This is a genomic window from Actinoallomurus liliacearum (assembly GCF_039542035.1).
Lineage (GTDB): Bacteria > Actinomycetota > Actinomycetes > Streptosporangiales > Streptosporangiaceae > Actinoallomurus > Actinoallomurus liliacearum.
Genome location: NZ_BAABHJ010000005.1, coordinates 201,860 through 218,786, shown reverse-complemented (window position 1 = coordinate 218,786; position 16,927 = coordinate 201,860). Strand labels below are relative to the sequence as shown.

The 16,927-nt window shown below is 70.9% G+C and carries 14 protein-coding genes and 2 riboswitches; of the genes, 7 read left to right on the top strand and 7 right to left on the bottom strand.

Annotation, left to right across the window (positions count from 1 at the left end; translation table 11 throughout):
• Window positions 1-12 precede the first annotated feature (12 nt).
• Window positions 13-675, bottom strand: coding sequence for a DUF4097 family beta strand repeat-containing protein (locus tag ABD978_RS08710; protein ID WP_345351241.1), 663 nt, complete (start codon window positions 673-675; stop codon window positions 13-15).
• 223 nt (window positions 676-898) lie between these two features.
• Here ABD978_RS08710 and ABD978_RS08705 point away from each other — a divergent pair, with 223 nt between their 5' ends.
• Complete coding sequence (locus ABD978_RS08705; RefSeq protein ID WP_345351238.1) at window positions 899-1,639, top strand: GbsR/MarR family transcriptional regulator; 741 nt, start codon at window positions 899-901, stop codon at window positions 1,637-1,639.
• Between the two features lie 41 nt (window positions 1,640-1,680).
• On the opposite strand, the gene ABD978_RS08700 is transcribed toward ABD978_RS08705, so the two are convergent.
• The 3 genes from ABD978_RS08700 to ABD978_RS08690 form a co-directional block, all read right to left on the bottom strand.
• A complete protein-coding gene (locus ABD978_RS08700; RefSeq protein ID WP_345351235.1) occupies window positions 1,681-2,517 on the bottom strand; it encodes a peptidoglycan-binding domain-containing protein in 837 nt (278 codons plus the stop codon).
• 345 nt (window positions 2,518-2,862) lie between these two features.
• Window positions 2,863-5,349, bottom strand: a complete 2,487-nt coding sequence (locus ABD978_RS08695) for a penicillin acylase family protein (RefSeq protein WP_345351232.1) — start codon at window positions 5,347-5,349, stop codon at window positions 2,863-2,865.
• Window positions 5,350-5,467: 118 nt separating this feature from the next.
• Window positions 5,468-6,196: a CHAP domain-containing protein gene (locus tag ABD978_RS08690; protein ID WP_345351229.1), complete on the bottom strand. Its 729-nt coding sequence runs from the start codon at window positions 6,194-6,196 to the stop codon at window positions 5,468-5,470.
• An 8-nt stretch (window positions 6,197-6,204) separates the two neighbouring features.
• Window positions 6,205-6,348, bottom strand: a riboswitch (cyclic di-AMP (ydaO/yuaA leader).
• Window positions 6,349-6,437: 89 nt separating this feature from the next.
• Window positions 6,438-6,580, bottom strand: a riboswitch (cyclic di-AMP (ydaO/yuaA leader).
• A gap of 393 nt (window positions 6,581-6,973) precedes the next feature.
• Here ABD978_RS08690 and ABD978_RS08685 point away from each other — a divergent pair.
• On the top strand, window positions 6,974-7,666 hold the full coding sequence (locus ABD978_RS08685; protein WP_345351226.1) for a dienelactone hydrolase family protein: 693 nt from the start codon (window positions 6,974-6,976) through the stop codon (window positions 7,664-7,666).
• Between the two features lie 36 nt (window positions 7,667-7,702).
• Here ABD978_RS08685 and ABD978_RS08680 read toward each other — a convergent pair whose 3' ends face one another.
• Window positions 7,703-8,092: a hypothetical protein gene (locus tag ABD978_RS08680; RefSeq protein ID WP_345351223.1), complete on the bottom strand. Its 390-nt coding sequence runs from the start codon at window positions 8,090-8,092 to the stop codon at window positions 7,703-7,705.
• Between the two features lie 924 nt (window positions 8,093-9,016).
• Here ABD978_RS08680 and ABD978_RS08675 point away from each other — a divergent pair.
• Entirely contained in the window at window positions 9,017-9,895 is an 879-nt protein-coding gene (locus tag ABD978_RS08675; RefSeq protein ID WP_345351220.1) for a serine hydrolase domain-containing protein, read from the top strand.
• Between the two features lie 65 nt (window positions 9,896-9,960).
• Window positions 9,961-10,695 (top strand): dienelactone hydrolase family protein, encoded by a 735-nt coding sequence (locus tag ABD978_RS08670; protein WP_345351217.1) that lies wholly within the window; start codon window positions 9,961-9,963, stop codon window positions 10,693-10,695.
• Window positions 10,696-10,752: 57 nt separating this feature from the next.
• Here the strand turns inward: ABD978_RS08670 and ABD978_RS08665 are convergent, their stop codons facing one another.
• Entirely contained in the window at window positions 10,753-11,505 is a 753-nt protein-coding gene (locus ABD978_RS08665) for a DUF4118 domain-containing protein (RefSeq protein WP_345351214.1), read from the bottom strand.
• Between the two features lie 332 nt (window positions 11,506-11,837).
• The gene (locus ABD978_RS08660; RefSeq protein ID WP_345351211.1) at window positions 11,838-13,091 is read right to left on the bottom strand and encodes a cytochrome P450; all 1,254 of its coding nucleotides are present in this window, start codon (window positions 13,089-13,091) and stop codon (window positions 11,838-11,840) included.
• A gap of 252 nt (window positions 13,092-13,343) precedes the next feature.
• Here ABD978_RS08660 and ABD978_RS08655 point away from each other — a divergent pair, with 252 nt between their 5' ends.
• The 3 genes from ABD978_RS08655 (at window position 13,344) to ABD978_RS08645 (ending at window position 16,925) form a co-directional block, all read left to right on the top strand.
• Window positions 13,344-14,894 carry an FAD-dependent monooxygenase gene (locus ABD978_RS08655; RefSeq protein WP_345351208.1) on the top strand — a complete coding sequence of 517 codons (1,551 nt, stop codon included), beginning with the start codon at window positions 13,344-13,346 and terminating at the stop codon, window positions 14,892-14,894.
• A 38-nt stretch (window positions 14,895-14,932) separates the two neighbouring features.
• Window positions 14,933-15,805 (top strand): phytanoyl-CoA dioxygenase family protein, encoded by an 873-nt coding sequence (locus ABD978_RS08650; protein WP_345351205.1) that lies wholly within the window; start codon window positions 14,933-14,935, stop codon window positions 15,803-15,805.
• 67 nt (window positions 15,806-15,872) lie between these two features.
• Window positions 15,873-16,925 carry a ketoacyl-ACP synthase III family protein gene (locus tag ABD978_RS08645; RefSeq protein WP_345351202.1) on the top strand — a complete coding sequence of 351 codons (1,053 nt, stop codon included), beginning with the start codon at window positions 15,873-15,875 and terminating at the stop codon, window positions 16,923-16,925.
• The last annotated feature ends 2 nt before the right edge of the window (window positions 16,926-16,927 follow it).

The window sequence follows — 16,927 nt, the reverse complement described above, 5'->3', positions numbered from 1 at the left end:
AGAGGTTGCGGGTCAGAGGCTGCGGGCGGTGATGTCGCCGTTGGAGGTGGTCGCGGTGATGGTCAGGTCGGCAGTGCCGTCGTTCTTGAGGGCGTTGGTGATCCGGCCGTGGGAGGTGCCGGCGTCCAGGGACGCGGAGACTCCGGCGGCGGCGCCGACCGAGATGTCACCGGACTGGGTGGTCAGCGCGACCTTGCCGCCCGTGGCCTCGGCGATCCGGATGTCGCCCCGTGCGGTGCTGATCTCGGCGGGACCGCCCAGCCGGCCGACCTCGACGTCGCCGTCGACCGCGGCGAGCCGGAGGCTCGCCGCCTCGTCGATCTTGATCTGGCGGTAGGCGCCGTCGAAGACGACGTCACCGAGGCGGCCGACGCCGCGCAGCTCGCAGCCGGCGGTCTTGGCCTCGATCCCGGAGCCGGCGGGCAGCTGGACGGTGACGTCGATGGATCCGGACGGGCCGAAGTAGTCGTTCTTGGCCGGGCCCTCGATCCGCAGGACGCCGTCGGCGTAGGCGACCGTGGTCTGCTCCGCCGCCTTCACGTCGCGGCCCTTGGAGGCGTTCGCGGGCAGGACCTCGACCGTGGTGTCGGCCCGGTCGGCGGCGATGAACTGGACGCGTCCGGCGGGGATGTTCAGGACGGCGGCGATCGGGGCGGGGGTGTCGAACTTCTGCATCGTTCTCTCCTTGCGGCTCGTTGTTTCCGACGCCGCAAACGCTACGTTGCTTTCTAGGTTCCTTCAACAAGCTCGTTGCGAGTTGACAGCATTACCCCAGCTCGCAGCCATGAAATCGTTGCAACAGATCTGAATCTAACGCAACATCGAGGAGGACACTCGTTGCGATGGGTTGCCCGTGAACGCTATGGTGGGGGCATCAGGGAGCGCCAAGGAGGTCGCGATGCCGGGAGGCCGGCTCACTCAGCAGGACCGCCAGCAGATCGCATCGGGGCTGGCGGACGGGCTCGCCTATGCGGAGATAGCCAGACGCCTCGACCGTCCGACCTCGACGATCACGCGTGAGGTGATGCGGAACGGCGGCCCCACCGGCTACCGCGCCGAGTTGGCCCACCGCGCCACCGAACGCCGCGCCCACCGGCGCAGGGCGGCCTCCTCCCGAGAGTCGGAGGCGCGCCCGCAGCCACACGGACGCGACGCCGAGGCGGTGCGCGAGTACGAAGAAACGCTCACCACCGTCTTCATGGCCTCAGGCACGCCCAAGATGATGGCCCGGGTGATGGCCTGCCTCTGCACCGACGACGCGGGCAGCCTCACCGCGTCCGAGCTCGTCCAGCGCCTTCAGGTCAGCCCGGCGTCCATCTCCAAGGCGATCACGTTCCTGGAGAGCCAGGGCATGGTCCGCCGGGCACGCGACGAGCGCCGCCGGGAGCGCTACGTCGTCGACGACGACGTCTGGTACCAATCGATGATCGCCAGCGCTCGTGGCACCGCCCAGGTCGCCGAGACCGCACGACAGGGCGTCGGCGTCCTCGGCCCCGGCACCCCGGCCGCCGCCCGCCTCGAGAACATCGCCCGCTTCCTCGACTTCATCACCGAGAGCATCACCCGCGCCGCGAACCAGGCCCGCGAGGTGCTCTACACCAAACCCGAACCGACCTCGAGCGACACCTCGCCCCGCTGACTGCGCCGTGGGTCGCACGCGGGTGTGCTGCTCGGCGCGGGTCAGTCGGCCAGGGCGGCCCAGGTCTTGGGACCCACCTCGCCGTCGGCGGACAGGTGCGCGCCCTTCTGGAAGGCGGTGACCGCGGCGGCCGTCGCCGGACCGTAGTAGGAGTCGACGGTCACCGGGTGCTTGTGCGCGCCGAGCCGCTGCTGGATCCACTTGACGTGCGCGTCGTGCATCATCGCGCCCGCGACGTACCGGTAGATCACGCCGGGGTACCGGCTCGGGTCGGAGGCGGCCAGGCCCGGCTTCACGAAGCCGTACACGTCGCTCCAGTACCTCGTGCGGGTGGCGACCTGGTCGTTTCCGGTGTTGCCCTCGATCGACTCGAACGTCGTGTGCCCCGAGTCCAGCCACTTGACGAAGAACCCGACGTGCTCCGGCTCGCCACTGCGGTTGAAATCGAAGGTGACCGGGTCGCCCCTGGCGATCAGCTTCCGGTCGGTATGCCATTTCGACCCCACGCGGCCCTTCAGGCTCGGCACGTAAGCGATCTTTCCGCCCAGCAGGTGCAACGCGCCGAAATGGTTGAAGCACCAGCACACGAAGATCAGGCACCAGGACGCGGCGGTGTTGTCGCCGTAGTACCACTGCGTGAAGTCGTTGACGTTCTCACGGACGCGGCCTCGTGCCGTGCCGCGCAGGGTCATCGCGTACGCGACCAACTGCTCGCCCGTCGGCGCCGCGGCGGCGCTGTGCACCGTGATGGGCGCCGCCGGATCGACATAGATCCGGCCGTCGTCGGGCGGGTCCGGGAGACGCGGGGCGGCGGCGTCGCTCGGGCCGGGTGCCGGAATCGGCTCGCCGGGGGGCGGCGAAGTGAATGCGTCGGGCATGAATTACCTCCTCGATGGCCGGAACTCGGATCGGTGGAAGCCCCCGGACGATCACCGTCCCGTCCGCGTTACCCGTCCTCAGCCGGGCCATGCGACATCAGTACGCAAAGGGCATTAATCGCGGCGCAAGCGACTATCCCCTGCAAACGGTGTTTCTCGCCCCCAGCGTCCCGCCGGCACCGGTTGCCTCGCAGCCGAACGGCGAAATCGGACTAAAACCGGTTTCACTTCACGTAACGACCACGCCACTCACGTCGAATAGGCGCGCCCAAAACGGCCCAATCAGGCCAGAACGGTTTTTCTGCCACCACGCAGGCAAGTGACGGTGACGACTCTCGCCGACCGCTACCTGCGCTGGGGTCGCAGCGTCAGGGTGTGCGCGGCCTCGCGGCGTACGGTGTCCGGAGCGGACCGCATCGGGATCGTGTCGCCGCGCGCCCACAGCCGCGCCTGGTCCCAGTAGTGGTCCGCGAAGGCGTGGCCGGACGCGCCGGTGAGGTTGATCCAGCGGGAGCGGTCCAGGTCGGCGAGGTCGGCGATCATGCGCATCGACGGCACCCAGTCGACCTGGTACCCCTCCTGCGGATTCCAGCCGGTCGCGTCGACGAGCGAGTCGCCGCCGGACAGCTTCAGCGGTCCCCGGTTGAACAGCCACTCGATCGGCCCGATGCCGGAGGTGCCGAACGTCTGGTTGGTGATCGTGAGCGTGTGCAGGTCGCCCCAGCGCCACTTCTTCGGGTCGTCGCCGAGGCGGTCGCGCAGCTCGTGGTCGGCGTCCTTCACCGCGAGGCGGAGCATGTCGTCGCGGGTCTCCCTGGCCGGCGTGCGCACGTCGTCCCACCAGGGGTCGTCCGGTCGGTTCAGAAGGTTCCGCAGCACCTCGAACCAGCGGTCGCCGCCGTCGGGGCGGGCGCCGTCGGGCAGTTCGTCGTTGAACGTCCGCAGCAGGAGGTGGCGGTAGACGGCGTTGTAGAAGGCCGCCGGTGCCGAGCCGGCGGGCTGAGTGAAGTCCCAGCCGCGCAGCAGCGCCACGGCGGGCCCGGAGCCGACGCGCAGCAGGTGCGGCACCAGCGTCGGCGCGAAGCCGTTGCGGTCGTCCAGCTGGATCCGCCCCATCGTCGCCGCGTCCATCTTCGGCGCCCGCTGGACCAGCTCGGCGATGCGGGCCGCGCGGTAGCCGTACGCCCAGTCGTGGGTCAGCATCCTCGGGTAGCCGGGCCCGACGGCCGCGTTGTTGGCCGTGACGATGTAGCCCTGCGGCGGGTCGTACGTACGGGGCAGGTCGTCGAACGGGATGTAGCCCGTCCACTCCTCCTTGCCGGTCCAGCCCTGCGCGGGCCAGCGCCCGTCGCCGCTCGACCGGATCGGGATGCGGCCGGGCGCCTGGTAGCCGATGTGCCCGTCGACGTCGGCGTACAGGAGGTTCTGCGCGGGGACCTCGAAGAGCCGGGCCGCGTCGCGGAACCGCTGCCAGTCACCGGCGGTGTCCAGCGACACGATGGCGTCGGCGGTCCGGCCCGGGTCGAGCGCGGTCCACCGCAGCGCGACCGCCGTGCCGTTCCCGGCCGTGCGGACCGTGTCCATCACGTCGGACAGCAGCGGCCCGTGCCGTGTCGCCCGTACGGTGAGGGTGACGGGCTTGCCGCCGGCCACCTTGATCTGTTCGGTCCGGACGGCGAGGGGCTCCTGACGGCCCTTGTACTCGTACGTCGAGCCGGTGACCCGTTCCAGGAACAGGTCGGTGACGTCCGGGCCGAGGTTCGTGAACCCCCAGGCGATCCGGGCGTTGTGCCCGATGATCACACCCGGGACGCCGGAGAACGTGAACCCGGTGACGTCGAAGGGGCAGGCGGCCGACGCGGTGCGGCAGTGCAGTCCGGCCTGGTACCAGAGCGACGGCATCTGCGGCGCGAGGTGCGGGTCGTTGGCGAGCAGCGGCCTGCCGGTGTTCGTCCGCGCGCCCGACACGACCCAGGAGTTGGAGCCCAGGCCCGGGGCGCCGTTGCCGAGCATGGTCGGCATGGCGTGGATGGCGGCGGCGACGCGGGTCAGCGCCGGCGACAGCGCGCGGGCCCGCGGCGCCGGCCCCGGACGCCCGCCGGAGTCCCCGCCGCCGGGGACGATCACCGGGTTCCGGTCGTACGGATAGTCGGGGTACAGCTGGTCGACGCGGGCCGGGGACACCTTGGTCGCGGCGATCGCGCGGCCCAGCTCCTCGTCCATGTTGCTGCGCAGGTCCCAGGCCATCGCCTTCAGCCAGGACAGCGAGTCGACGGCGGTCCACGGCTCGGGGTGGTAGCCGCTGCGCTGCAGGCCCAGCACGGAGTACTCCAGGCTCTGCGTGGCGGTGTTCCGGTGCCGGGCCAGCCAGGCGTTCACGCCCTGGGCGTACGCGTCGAGGTAACGCCGGGTGTCGGGCCGCAGCAGCGGCAGCTCCTGCTCGGCGACCCGCCGCCAGCCGAGCGTACGGACGACCTTGTCGGTGTCGAGGGTGGTCTTGCCGAACAGTTCCGACAGCCGTCCGGCCGTGATGTGCCGCCGGAAGTCCATCTCCCAGAACCGGTCCTGCGCGTGCACGTAGCCCTGTGCCCGCATCAGGTCCTCGGCGTCGTCGGCGTAGATCTGCGGGACGCCCCACCGGTCCCGGAGCACGGTGACGTCCGCGCCCAGGCCGGGGACGGTGACGCGCCCGCCGACCTGCGGGTACGACCGCCGGACCGTCCACCACCCGTACAGGGTGAGCACGAGCGCGAGAGCCAGGAGCACGGCCAGGATGCGGACCGCCCAGCGGGCCGGACGCGGCAGTCGGGCAAGCGGCGCAAAACGGGCCATTGACCTTCCTCACGCCAGAACCGGGATGATCGCGTCAGTAAACCATCCGCGCATGCCAGCCGCCCACGCCCCGAACCAGCGGATTCGGCGCCCGGGCGGCGGGTGGACGGGTTCGCGGCTACTGGCCGTACTCGGGGTAGCCGTAGCCGACGACGGAGTCCTTGCTGCGGGTCCGGACCTTCACGGCGTCGTCGGTGTTGCCCTCGACGGTCTGGATCGTTCCATCGCCGTTGTCCTTGATGACCAGGCCGACGTGGTCGATGCTGTCGATGTCCTTGCCGCCGTTCCAGGAGAAGAACACGACCGCGCCCGGCTTCGGCGCACTGCCCCAGCGCCCCTGGTCGTGGAACCACTGGGCGTGCGCGGGGGTGAAGGCGTCGCCACCGAGGCCCTTGACCCCTGCCTGGGCGCCGACCCAGGTGACGAACATGTCGCACCAGGACGCGTCGGCGTAGTCGCTGATCGACCCGCCGTCGCGCGCGACTCCGAGCTTGGCGTACGACGAGGCCATGAACCACTGGTTGAACTTGCTGCCGCCGGCGGCGTCCTCGGTGGTGCCGACCTGGGACAGGGCGACCTTCAGCGCCTCGGCCGCGGTCGGCACCTGCCGCCGGCCCTTGTCCGAGCCCCGGGGATCGGCGTCCAGCCCTCTGCCGGAAACCTGTGTCACCTGATTTCCCTGGGTGGACGGCGCGCCCGCCGGCGCGCGACCGGCCTGCGCGGGGAGCGAAGACGCCTCGGCCGGGCCGGCGGCGAAGATGAACGCGGCCAGACCGGCCGACGCGATGCCCGACAGGGCGGCGGTGATGCGTGCTCCGGATCGTTCGAGTCGAGGGGCAGCGGACACGGGGGTACTCCTTGCTTCCATGCCGCTTACCGGGTTAGCTGACGGGTTCGGGCGTGGAAGCTGCCCTACGGCACGAGGGGAGTGCCGATTCACCCCAGTAATACATTTGGGTCCCCGGTTCCACAGTGGTGTGGATTCAGCGGATCGCCCGAATTCGGGCGGCTTATACAAGAGACTGCCGGGCGGTCGCCATCGCGATGGCGGTGGATGGGATCAGGGGATGGGCGCGGGCAAGGTTCTACTCCTTACTTCCAGACGCCTACCGGGTTAGCTGACGGGTTCGAGCGTGGAAGTCGCCCTACGGCACGGGGGATGTGCCGATTCACCCCGATGATGCGGTGGGTCCCCGGCTCCGTGAGGTCACGGACTCGGCGTTGCCGCTCTCGCGTACGCACTCCGCGGAGCGCTCGGCGGTAGCAGCGCGATTTGGATATGAACCGGCCGGGTCGGGCCCCGCTCGGGCAGGCGTCTTGTGAACGCCCTATCGCCTGGGTCGGCAGGCCGGCCGTGGCCGACGGATATGCGGGCGACGCGTGGGGAGCGCCGCGAGAGTTATTGGAACATAGCAGGGACAAAACACTCACTCAAAGATGAGTTTACGTGATGTGGGTCACTTGCCGCACGCAATGCCAGAGGTCGAGACTGCTAGCTGTATACGCAAGTGATTGCTGTGACCATTGTTAATGATGTGACTGTTGTTACTCGTTTTCGAAGGGACCATCGCCTCTGGCCCGCACCGGTGTCCCGGTGAATCGTGGAAGCGAGGGGGAAAGAGCCATGGCCTTCATTCACCGATTCGACGATGACCGCCCGCGCGAGGAAGAGGTCGAGATACAGGCCGGACCGGTCCGGCTGGCCGGCACCCTGGTCGTCCCCGAACCACCGCTCGGGTTCGTCATGTTCGCCCACGGCAGTGGCAGCAGCCGCCGGAGCCCGCGCAACCGCTTCGTGGCCACCGCGTTGAACCAGGTGGGGCTCGGGACGCTGCTGTTCGACCTGCTCACCGCGGCAGAGGAGGCCGACCGCGCCAACGTGTTCGACATCGGGCTGCTGGCCCGGCGCCTCATCGACACCACCGCCTGGCTGTGCGCCCGCCCCGAGGCGAGCGGGCGGCGCGTCGGCTACTTCGGCGCCAGCACCGGAGCGGCCGCCGCGCTGTGGGCCGCCGCCCAACCCCGGGCGGACGTCGCCGCGGTCGTCTCCCGTGGCGGCCGACCCGACCTCGCCGCACCCCGCCTCCGGCAGGTGACCGCGCCCACGTTGCTGATCGTCGGAGGCCGGGACGAGGTCGTCATCGAGCTGAACCGCCAGGCCCAGGCCCTTATGCGCTGCGAGAGCCGGCTCGAGATCGTTCCGGGCGCCACCCATCTGTTCGAGGAGCCCGGTGCCCTCGAGACGGTCGCGGAGTTGGCACGGGAGTGGTTCCTCGACCACCTCGCGCCGATCGGGCAACGCCCGCGAGGGGCCTGAACCGCGTCGCGGCGGAGGCTCGGGCGCGGATGGGCGTCACCAGCCCCAGCGGGCGCCCATCCGCTGAGAGATCCTGCAGATTCTGTGCCTCTTCCGGCAGAAGGCCACTTGGGTATTGGTCCGTCCGCTCACGTTGGTGTTCGACACCTGCTGCAGGCCGCGATTGACGGTGGGGCTGAGCACGGTCGTGTAGTTCTTGTTGAACTTCCCGTTCCCGACGTGCATGGCGACGCGCACCCATTTGCCATGGCCGTCGCCTCGGGGCAGGGCGCCCATCCGCTCGACCCGCCCGATCGCCGCCTGGCTCGCGCGCGCCTGCGCCGGCGCGAGCACCCCGGAAACGCCGCAAAGGAGGACGGCGAGTGCGAGGATGCGCCCGTTGCGGGGCGGCCGGGCAATGGACCTCTCATTACGGCGACGAACCATTCGTGGCACACCTGGCTTCTTGCGCCCTTCGCTGGGCGCGCTCGGTGGACAACCGGGACGTCGGCTTCTATACCCCGCGCACGACATGATCCCGTCACCTGCCCCCGACACGGTCAGAACATTACCCGCCCTTTCACCGCCCATGCCGCAACGATCCGGCGGGCGGGCATCGGCAAGAGAATGCTAAGCGGCCTTCAAATTTCACTCATCACCACAATGAACCGTTGACTTTCGAAGTCACTGTGATGTCACCTGATATCGGGACATACATCTAAATGTTCTCAAATGACGCGCGTGGCTGCCGAATCGTCGCGCGCGAGCCGTACCGAAGGAGGTATCTTCCATGGGTATTTCGCGCCGGATGGGAGTAGCGGTCTCTGGCCTGGCCTTCGCGGGAGCAACGGTCGCGACGCTCGGCGCAGCCGGGCCGGCAAACGCACAGACGGCGACGATCACCCCGCAGCACTCCGTCGCCGCAAGTTACTCCCGCGTCACTCGGCACCGGCACGGGCGCGCGTTCCTGCGGCACAGGCGCGCACACCTGCGGTACGGGCGCGCGCCCCTGCGGCACTGGCGGACGACGAGCGGCACGACGAGTAGTTACTCGTACTCCTACTACAAGCGCACTTCCTACTGGTACTGGTGGGGCGGGTGCGGCTGCTGCTGCTAGCGAGGTGAGCGGCGGAACGGCAGTGCTACCGGTCTGATTCCTCGTGACGGCCCGCCCCGGGCTCCCCCGGGGCGGGCCGTGCCGGACGTGTCATCGCGGCCGGTTCGGTTACTCCTGAGGCCGCCCCGCCCCGGCGCATGACCCCCTGGGCGGTGGTAGGGGCTAGAGGTACCTTCGAAGTACCGCCAGCAGGATCGATCCGTCACCTGCCCCGTACGTAACGTGACCGCCATGAGCTGCCGGCCAACGGGTACGTGCGCATCGGCAGCAACACCAAGACCTTCACCGCCGTCGTCGTCCTGCAACTGGTCGGCGAGGGCAGGATCCGGTTGGACGAGCCGATCGAGACCTACCTGCCGGGCCTGATCCGCGGCGACGGCATCGACGGCCGCCACATCACGGTACGGCAGTTGCTGCAGCACACGAGCGGCCTGCCGAACTACACGTCCCTCTTCGCGAACGGCTTCCTGCCCTACCAGCACCGCTACTTCGAGCCCCGCGAACTGCTCGACCTGGCCCTCGCCAAGAAGGCGGACTTCCCTCCGGGCACGAAGTGGGAGTACAGCAACACCAACTACGTCGTCGCCGGGCTGCTGGTCGAGAAGATCACCGGGCGCCCGATGGCCGAGCAGATCACCGATCGCGTCATCACGCGCATCGGCCTACGGCACACCTACTTCCCGGGCGTCGGCGACCAGACGATCCGCCGGCCCCACCCGGAGGGGTACGCCAAGGACGATCCGAAGGCGCCGCTCACCGACGTGACCGAGTCGGACCCGTCCATGGGCTGGGCGGCCGGCCAGATGATCTCCACCCCGAGCGACGTGGACCGCTTCTTCACCGCGCTCCTCGCCGGTCGGCTGCTCGCGCCGGCGCAGCTCAAGGAGATGCGCACGACCGTCGCCGCGCCGGAGATGGGGAAGGGCGTCCGATACGGGCTCGGCCTCATGAGCTCGCCGCTGAGCTGCGGTGGCGTCGCCTGGGGCCACGGGGGCGACATCCCCGGGTACTCCACGAGCAACGCCGCCACCGAGGACGGCCGCGCCGTCACCATCGCCGTCACCGAGCTGCCCACGGACCTGGCCCAGATCGGCCACCTGAACGCGGCCGTCGACGCCGCCCTGTGCGAGTAGCAGGCGGCATTCGCCTGTGGGCCGGTGGTAGGAAGCCTCTGAGGAACTCGCGAGGAGGGTCACTGATGATCGAGACGTCGTACCTCACGGTGGACGGCCTGAACGCCTACCTGGCGCGCCCGGAGGGTGGTTCCGCCGCCGGCATGCTCCTGCTTCCCATGCTCACAGGGATCGGCGAGCAGGTCCGGGAGTTCGCCGACGACCTCGCCCGGGCCGGCGTGACCGCGCTGAGCTGGGACCCGTGGCACGGGGTGAGCAGCGACGACACTCCGATCGGTGAGCTACGGGCGCAGATGGACCGGCTCGACGACGAGGTCGTGCTGACGGAACAGCGGCGGCTGCTCGACCATCTGCTGGGCGAACTCGGTTGCGGCAGGGCCGGCGTGATCGGCTGGTGCCTGGGCGGCCGGTTCGCCCTGATCCTCGGCGGCCGCGACGAGCGGCTCGCCAACGTGGTCGCCTACCACCCGACCGTCCCGGGCACTCCGGCCCCGAACCACACCGTCGACGCGGTCGAGCACACCGCCCGGATCAAGGCGCCGGTCATGATGCTCTATCCGGGCGCGGACGCCCTGGTTCCCCTCCGCAGCTTCCAGCGCCTGCAGTCCGCCCTGCAGTCGCGCGAATCCGGCGCGAGCATCGTGCACGTCTACCCGGACGCCGCGCACGGGTTCAGCGCCCGCAGTCGCCGAGACGATCCGATCAACGCCGAGGCGTTCGACATCTCCTGGCCCCAGGTGCTCGACTTCGTCCGGGTGACCACGGCCGGTGACCGGCACCGGCTGACCGGCACTGGGTGATCACGGCCGAGTGAACACGGCCGGGTGACGGAGCGCCTGGACGCCCGGGGCGGCGCCCTACTGTTCCCGCCTCGCCGGTCCCGCCGTGTCCAGGGCGACGCCCGCCTGGTCGGCGAGGGTGACGGCGACCAGACGGGCCTGAAGCGACGGTCGCTCCCCCGGCACGGGACTCAGCATGAACCGGCCCTGGAAGTGACCGTTGCCGAAGGCCCGCAGCTCGACGTCCTCCTCCGGCCAGCCGCGCCGTTCCACCTCCCAGCGCCGGCGGCCGACGATCAGGCCGCCGTCCTGTTCCAGCCGCGGCGGATGGCCGAGCAGCGAGCCGTACTCGAACCGGCACGCACGCAGGTGCAGCAGGTCGCCGAGCTCTCTCCGGACGTGGTCGACGACCGCGTCGGCGGAGGTCGCCCCCTGCGCCAGCCGGGCGGTGTTATGGATCCGGGCGAGGTAGCCGGCGTCCGTGACGGTGATCACCTTGAGGCGCCGGGCGCGGGCGGCCAGTTGGGAGACCACGAGGCCGACCGCCAGCAGCAGCACCGCGGTCTGGACGTCGGCGGCCCGGTGGATGAGGAGACTCTGGTAGGGCGGGGTGAGGAAGAAGTCGAACCACGCGGCGGCCGACAGGGCGGAGAGCGCACCGGCCGGCCGGCTGCCGAGGGCGGCGACCGCCACGACGACCACCACCAGGATCAGAGCCAGGTTGGTCCTCGACACGCCGGTACGGAACGGCAGCAGGACGAGCGCGACCAGCAGCGGACCGGCCAGCGCGGCCGCCACGGCGATGACGTCGCGATACCGGTGTCCGATCATGCCGCACCTCCCGCCTGTCCGGACGCCTTGGGCGGCGACCCGCGCGCTGGGCGGAAGCCGGTCGCGCCCGAGGCTGCGACGGCGTGGACCGGCGCGCCGATCGTCCCCTAACGAGGAGTACCCGCGGGCCGCCACCGACTACCGGCCCCGCAGGCGAGGCAGGGCCTCCGCGCCGTCGCTCCGCCCGGGAACCTCGCCGCCGAGGAGAACACTCCGGCCCGCATATTGCTCATTATTCGGTTATCCGCGCCGGAAAACCGCGCCGACAGTGGTGCTATTCACACGCTCGGTAATTGCTCTGTATCGTATTACTCACATCATTGGTTGATGGTTCACCTAATGGCGGCCTCATCGGCGTCGAGTGCCGAATGGCCGGCCGGAGGCGTGCCCCAGGCGACCGGCAGCCGGTCCACGCCGTACACCGCCGAGCGCTCACGGGTCGGCACCTCGGCCGCCGGGACGGCGAGGCGCAGGTCGGGGAAGCGGTCGAACAGCGCGGTCAGCGCGATGCGCAGCTCGGCCCGCGCGAGGTGCTGTCCGAGACACTGGTGGATTCCGTGGCCGAACGCGAGGTGCCCGGTGGCGGATCGCCCCAGGTCGAGGTCGTCCGGATGGGGGAAGCGCTCGGGGTCCCGGTTCGCGACCGGCAGCGCGAGCACGACCGTCTCACCGGCCGCGATGACCTGGCCGTCGATCTCGACGTCGGCGAGCGCGGTGCGCCGTACGTCGAACTGCAGGATCGACAGGTAGCGCAGCAGCTCCTCGACCGCGCGCTCGGCGACGTCTACGTCCTCGCTCAGGCGGGCGCGCTGGGCCTCGTCCGTGAGCAGCGCGAACGTCCCGAGGGCGAGCATGCTCGACGTCGGCAGGTGCCCGGTGGCCAGCAGCACCATGCCGAGGTTGGTGAGCTCCTCGTCGGTCAGGTCGCCGGTCGCGACGGCGTGCGCCAGCAGCCCCTCCTCGTCCGGGCCGCCCGCGCCCGTGCGCAGCCGCGCGATGAGGCCGCGCACCGTCCCGGTGATCGACATCACCGCCTCGACGGCCCGCTCCGGGGTGGAGTCCAGGTCGTTCATCACCGCGGTCGCCGCCTGGATCGCGTGCCGGTCCTCCGTCGGCACGCCCAGGAGTTCGCAGATGACCAGGGCCGGGACCGGCACGGCGAACGACGTGACGAGATCGACGGGCGACCCGCCGGCCGCCATCGCGTCGAGGGCCTGTTCGGTGTACCGCCGGATCGCCGGGGTCAGCTCCGCGACGCGCCGCGGACCGAAGTGGCGGCTGAGCAGGCGGCGGTACCGGGTGTGCTCGGGCGGGTCCATGTGCGGGAAGATGCCCGGCTCGGCGGGGGCCGGCCGCTCGTGCGCGCGTTCGCGGCCCACCGGCTGATGGAGCAGCTCACGCCTGGTGCTGAAGCGCGGATCGGCGAGGACGGCCCGGGTCACGGCGTATCCGGTGGCCACCCAGCCGAGGTGCCCGTCCGGGTAGGCCAGCCGGCTGAGCGGGGGGCGTCGCCGCAGCTCGGCGGGCGGGTCGAAGGGGGTGGGCCGATCGGTCTCCAGCGGACGTGCCGTCCGGCCATCGGTCATCCGACCACCTCCCGGCCGGCTCCGGGCAGTCGTCGCCCCGGAGCATGATCATCAGCGCCGCTGATTATGCATGACAAGTCCGAAAAAACACACCACTAGTCATTTCCGGACCGTCCGATTAGCATCGGCGCTGACCGAACGGATCACACCTTCTAACACGTCGGGCGAACGGGCCGTCACAAATATCGCCGGTCCGTGATCGGTGCCGGCGTCTCCTTCCTCACGCTCACTGTCATCCCCATAGAGGTGTTAATGGCGGTTCGGCATGCTCAAGTCGCGGTCGTCGGCGGTGGACCGGTGGGGCTCATGCTCGCCTGCGAGGTGGCCCTCCACGACGTGCCGGTGGTCGTGCTCGAACGACTGCCCGAGATCGAATGGCGCCCGAAGGCCGAGGGGATCACCGGCCGGGCCGTCGACATCATGGACCGCCGCGGCCTGATGCTCGGGGTGACCGAGACCCCCACGACGCCGCCGACGGTCGAGCAGCAGGCCCGCGTCGCCGCAGGTGAGCGACGGCCGGACAGCCTGCTGCCCAAGGAGTTCCCCGGCGCGCGGCACTTCGCCAGCATGTTCCTCCTCCGCCCCGAGTCGCCGGACCTGCTGGTGCCGCAGCAGTTGCTGGAGGAGGACCTGGCGCGGCGCGCGACGGAGCTGGGCGTCGAGGTACGGCGCGGTCACACGGTCACCGGGTTCACCCAGGACGACGACGGCGTACGTCTCGAGGTCGACGGTCCGGACGGACCGTACGAGCTGGCGGCGGAGTGGCTGGCCGGCTGCGACGGCGGCCGCAGCACGATCCGCAAGCTGTCCGGCATCGCGTTCCCGGGCACGGACGGGGTCACGACCGGGTACCGCGCCTTCGCCGACATCGACGACCCCGACTTCCACCTGCCCGGCTGGTTCCGCAAGGACCGCGGGCTCCTGGTGTACGAGGAGGGGCCGCCCCGGTTCATCACGCTGGAGTTCGACGGACCACCGGTGAACCGGGACGCGCCGATCACGCTGGAGGAGTTCCAGGGCTCGCTGCGCCGGATCAGCGGCACCAAGGTGACGGTCACCGAGATCACGAAGATCACCCGGTTCACCGACAACGCGCGGCAGGCGGCGACCTACCGCAGCGGGCGGGTGCTGCTGGTGGGCGACGCGGCGCACGTCCACTCGCATTGGAGCGGTCCAGGACTGCGGCTCGGGCTGGGCGACGCCGTCAACGTCGGCTGGAAGCTCGCCGCCGTCGCACGCGGCTGGTGCGACGAGGACCTGCTCGACACCTACACCTCCGAGCGGCATCCGATCGGCGCGCAGACGCTGGAGATCCAACGGGCCTCGATCGCGCTGATGCGGCCCGGCCCGCACGTCGACGCGCTGCGCCGGCTACTCCGGGAGCTGCTGCTGCGCGACGAGGCGAACCGGCAGCTCACCGCCCTGGTCGACGACCTGCACATCTCCTACGACATGGGCGACCCGGCCGCCGCGAGTCCGCTGGTCGGCCGGTACAGCCCCGATCTGCACCTGCGGGGCGCCGACGGGACGGTACGGGTCGCGGAGCTGCAGCGGAACGGCCGGGCGCTGCTGCTCGACCTGCGCTCCGACCAGGAACTGCGCACCCTGGCCGAACCCTGGTCCGACCGGGTCGACGTGGTGACCGCCGAATGCGCCGAGCCTCCGGCGGACGCCCTGCTGATCCGCCCGGACGGCTTCGTCGCCTGGAGCACCCCCGCCGACCCGGCGACGCTGCCGGGCGCCCTCGCCCGATGGTTCGGCCCGCCCGCCACCGCCGGCCGAGGCGGCGCCCCGAACCCCTGAGACCGACGAGCCAGCCCCTGCGCCCATCGGAGGCCGGAGTGAGTGATTCCAGGCTGACCACACTGCCCGCGTCGACCTCGGTCGACAAGGCGATCGAGGTGGTCGACCGTGACGGAGCAGTCATCATCGAGGACTTCCTGGACGCCGAGACGCTCCGCGGGCTGTGGGCCGACCTCGGACCGGCCCTCGAACGCCAGGCGGACGGCGACGGGCGGCTCGTGGGCGAGAAGACCCGCATCCTCCCCGGCCTGGTCCGCCGGACCCGGCACTCGGCGACCGTCATGCGGCAGCCGCACTTCCTCGGCCTCGCGCGGCACTTCCTGCAGCGCCCGGTCAAGGCGTGGCTCGGCGAGCAGCGGGTCGAGTTCGTCCCGACGATCCAGCTCGGCATCTCCCGGGCGATCCAGACCTCGCCCGGCGTGCCGATCCAGGCGCTGCACCGGGACGACACCGCCCACCTGCGCACCCACCCGGGCCCGGAGAGCCGGGTGCAGGTCATGGTGGCCGCGAGCGAGTTCACCGCGCGCACGGGCGCGACGCGGGTGATCCCCGGCAGCCACCGCTGGGACGACGAGCGGGCGCCCCGCGACGACGAGGCGGTGCCCGCCGAGATGCGGACCGGCTCCGCGCTGCTGTGGCTCGGCAGCACCTACCACGGGGCCGGGGTGAACACCTCCGACGCGCCCCGCACCGGCCTGTCGTACGCCTACGACCTCGGCAACCTCCGTCAGGAGGAGAACCAGTACCTGTCCGTGCCGCTGGACCTGGTCCGCGGCTACCCCGAGGACATCCAGCGGCTCCTCGGCTACGAGGCGTGCCCGCCGATGTGCGGGCTCTACGAGCTGAGCGATCCGATGCTGCTGCTCCGCGACGGGGCGGCGGCCCCCGCCTCGGCGCCCGATCCCCGGTGAGGCCCGGCGGTCTCCGCTCCCACTCCGCCCCGTGCCGCGGCGGACCCGCGCGCTGAAGGAGGGACAGATGCGCACACCCGATATGTACCTGCGCAGCATCGGCGTCCATCTGCCACCGGTCGTCACCATCGAGACGGCCGTCGCCGAGGGCCGCTACCCGGCCGACGAGGTGGAGTACTTCCGGCTCGGCGGGGCCGCGGTGGCCGGTGACGTGCCGGCCCCCGAACTGGCGCTGCGCGCCGCCCGGCACGCGTTCGAGCGCTCCGGCGGGCTCTCCCCGCGCGACCTGGACCTCATGCTGTACTCCGACGTCTGGCACCAGGGGCCGGAGGGCTGGGAGCCGCAGTACTACCTGCAGCAGCACCTGGTGGGCGGCGACGTCCTCGCCGTGGAGATGCGGCACGGGTGCTGCGGGATGTTCAGCGCGCTGCAGCTCACCGCCGGGTACCTGCGGCCGGACGGCGGCACCGCGCTGCTGGTCGGCGCCGACAACCACGGCACCCCGCTGGTCGACCGGTGGCGGATGATCGAGGGCGCCGTGATGGGCGACGCCGGGTGCGCGCTGCTGGTCACGACGGAGGGCGGGTTCGCCGAGCTGCGGTCGGTGAACGTGGTCGTGCTGCCGGAGGCCGAGGCGGTCAACGACGGCGGCGTGCCGATGTTCCCGCCGGACGCGACCGTGGGCCGGCCGCTGGACTTCGCCGCGCGCAACCGGGAGTTCCGCAAGCGGCTGATCGGCGGGAACGGCGCCGACGTCATGCTCGCGATCCAGAAGACGCTGCTGGAGCTGGTCGACCGGACCCTCCAGGAGGCGGACGTCACGCTCGACGAGGTGGCGCGCGTGGCCTTCCCCCACGGGCGCTGGGACGACCTCGAGCACCGGGGCGTCAACTGGCTCGGGCTCACGCTGGCCGACACCACCTGGGACTACGGGGCCCGGATCGGGCACCTGGGGGTCGGCGACCAGTTCGTGGCCCTCGACCACCTGCTGGCGACCGGGGCGCTGGCCGCCGGCGACCACGTGCTGCTCGTCGGGCTCGGCGCCGGAACCACCATGGCCTGCGCCGTGCTGCGGATCCTCGACATCCCGCCGGAGTACCGGTCCGGCGAGACGGCCTGAAC

Coding starts and splice junctions, on each gene's coding strand:
- ABD978_RS08700 (WP_345351235.1), bottom strand. CDS start 2,517: ATGCCCGACGCATTCACTTCGCCGCCCCCCGGCGAGCCGATTCCGGCA.
- ABD978_RS08705 (WP_345351238.1), top strand. CDS start 899: ATGCCGGGAGGCCGGCTCACTCAGCAGGACCGCCAGCAGATCGCATCG.
- ABD978_RS08680 (WP_345351223.1), bottom strand. CDS start 8,092: ATGGTTCGTCGCCGTAATGAGAGGTCCATTGCCCGGCCGCCCCGCAAC.
- ABD978_RS08670 (WP_345351217.1), top strand. CDS start 9,961: ATGATCGAGACGTCGTACCTCACGGTGGACGGCCTGAACGCCTACCTG.
- ABD978_RS08695 (WP_345351232.1), bottom strand. CDS start 5,349: ATGGCCCGTTTTGCGCCGCTTGCCCGACTGCCGCGTCCGGCCCGCTGG.
- ABD978_RS08645 (WP_345351202.1), top strand. CDS start 15,873: ATGCGCACACCCGATATGTACCTGCGCAGCATCGGCGTCCATCTGCCA.
- ABD978_RS08665 (WP_345351214.1), bottom strand. CDS start 11,505: ATGATCGGACACCGGTATCGCGACGTCATCGCCGTGGCGGCCGCGCTG.
- ABD978_RS08685 (WP_345351226.1), top strand. CDS start 6,974: ATGGCCTTCATTCACCGATTCGACGATGACCGCCCGCGCGAGGAAGAG.
- ABD978_RS08660 (WP_345351211.1), bottom strand. CDS start 13,091: ATGACCGATGGCCGGACGGCACGTCCGCTGGAGACCGATCGGCCCACC.
- ABD978_RS08710 (WP_345351241.1), bottom strand. CDS start 675: ATGCAGAAGTTCGACACCCCCGCCCCGATCGCCGCCGTCCTGAACATC.
- ABD978_RS08655 (WP_345351208.1), top strand. CDS start 13,344: ATGGCGGTTCGGCATGCTCAAGTCGCGGTCGTCGGCGGTGGACCGGTG.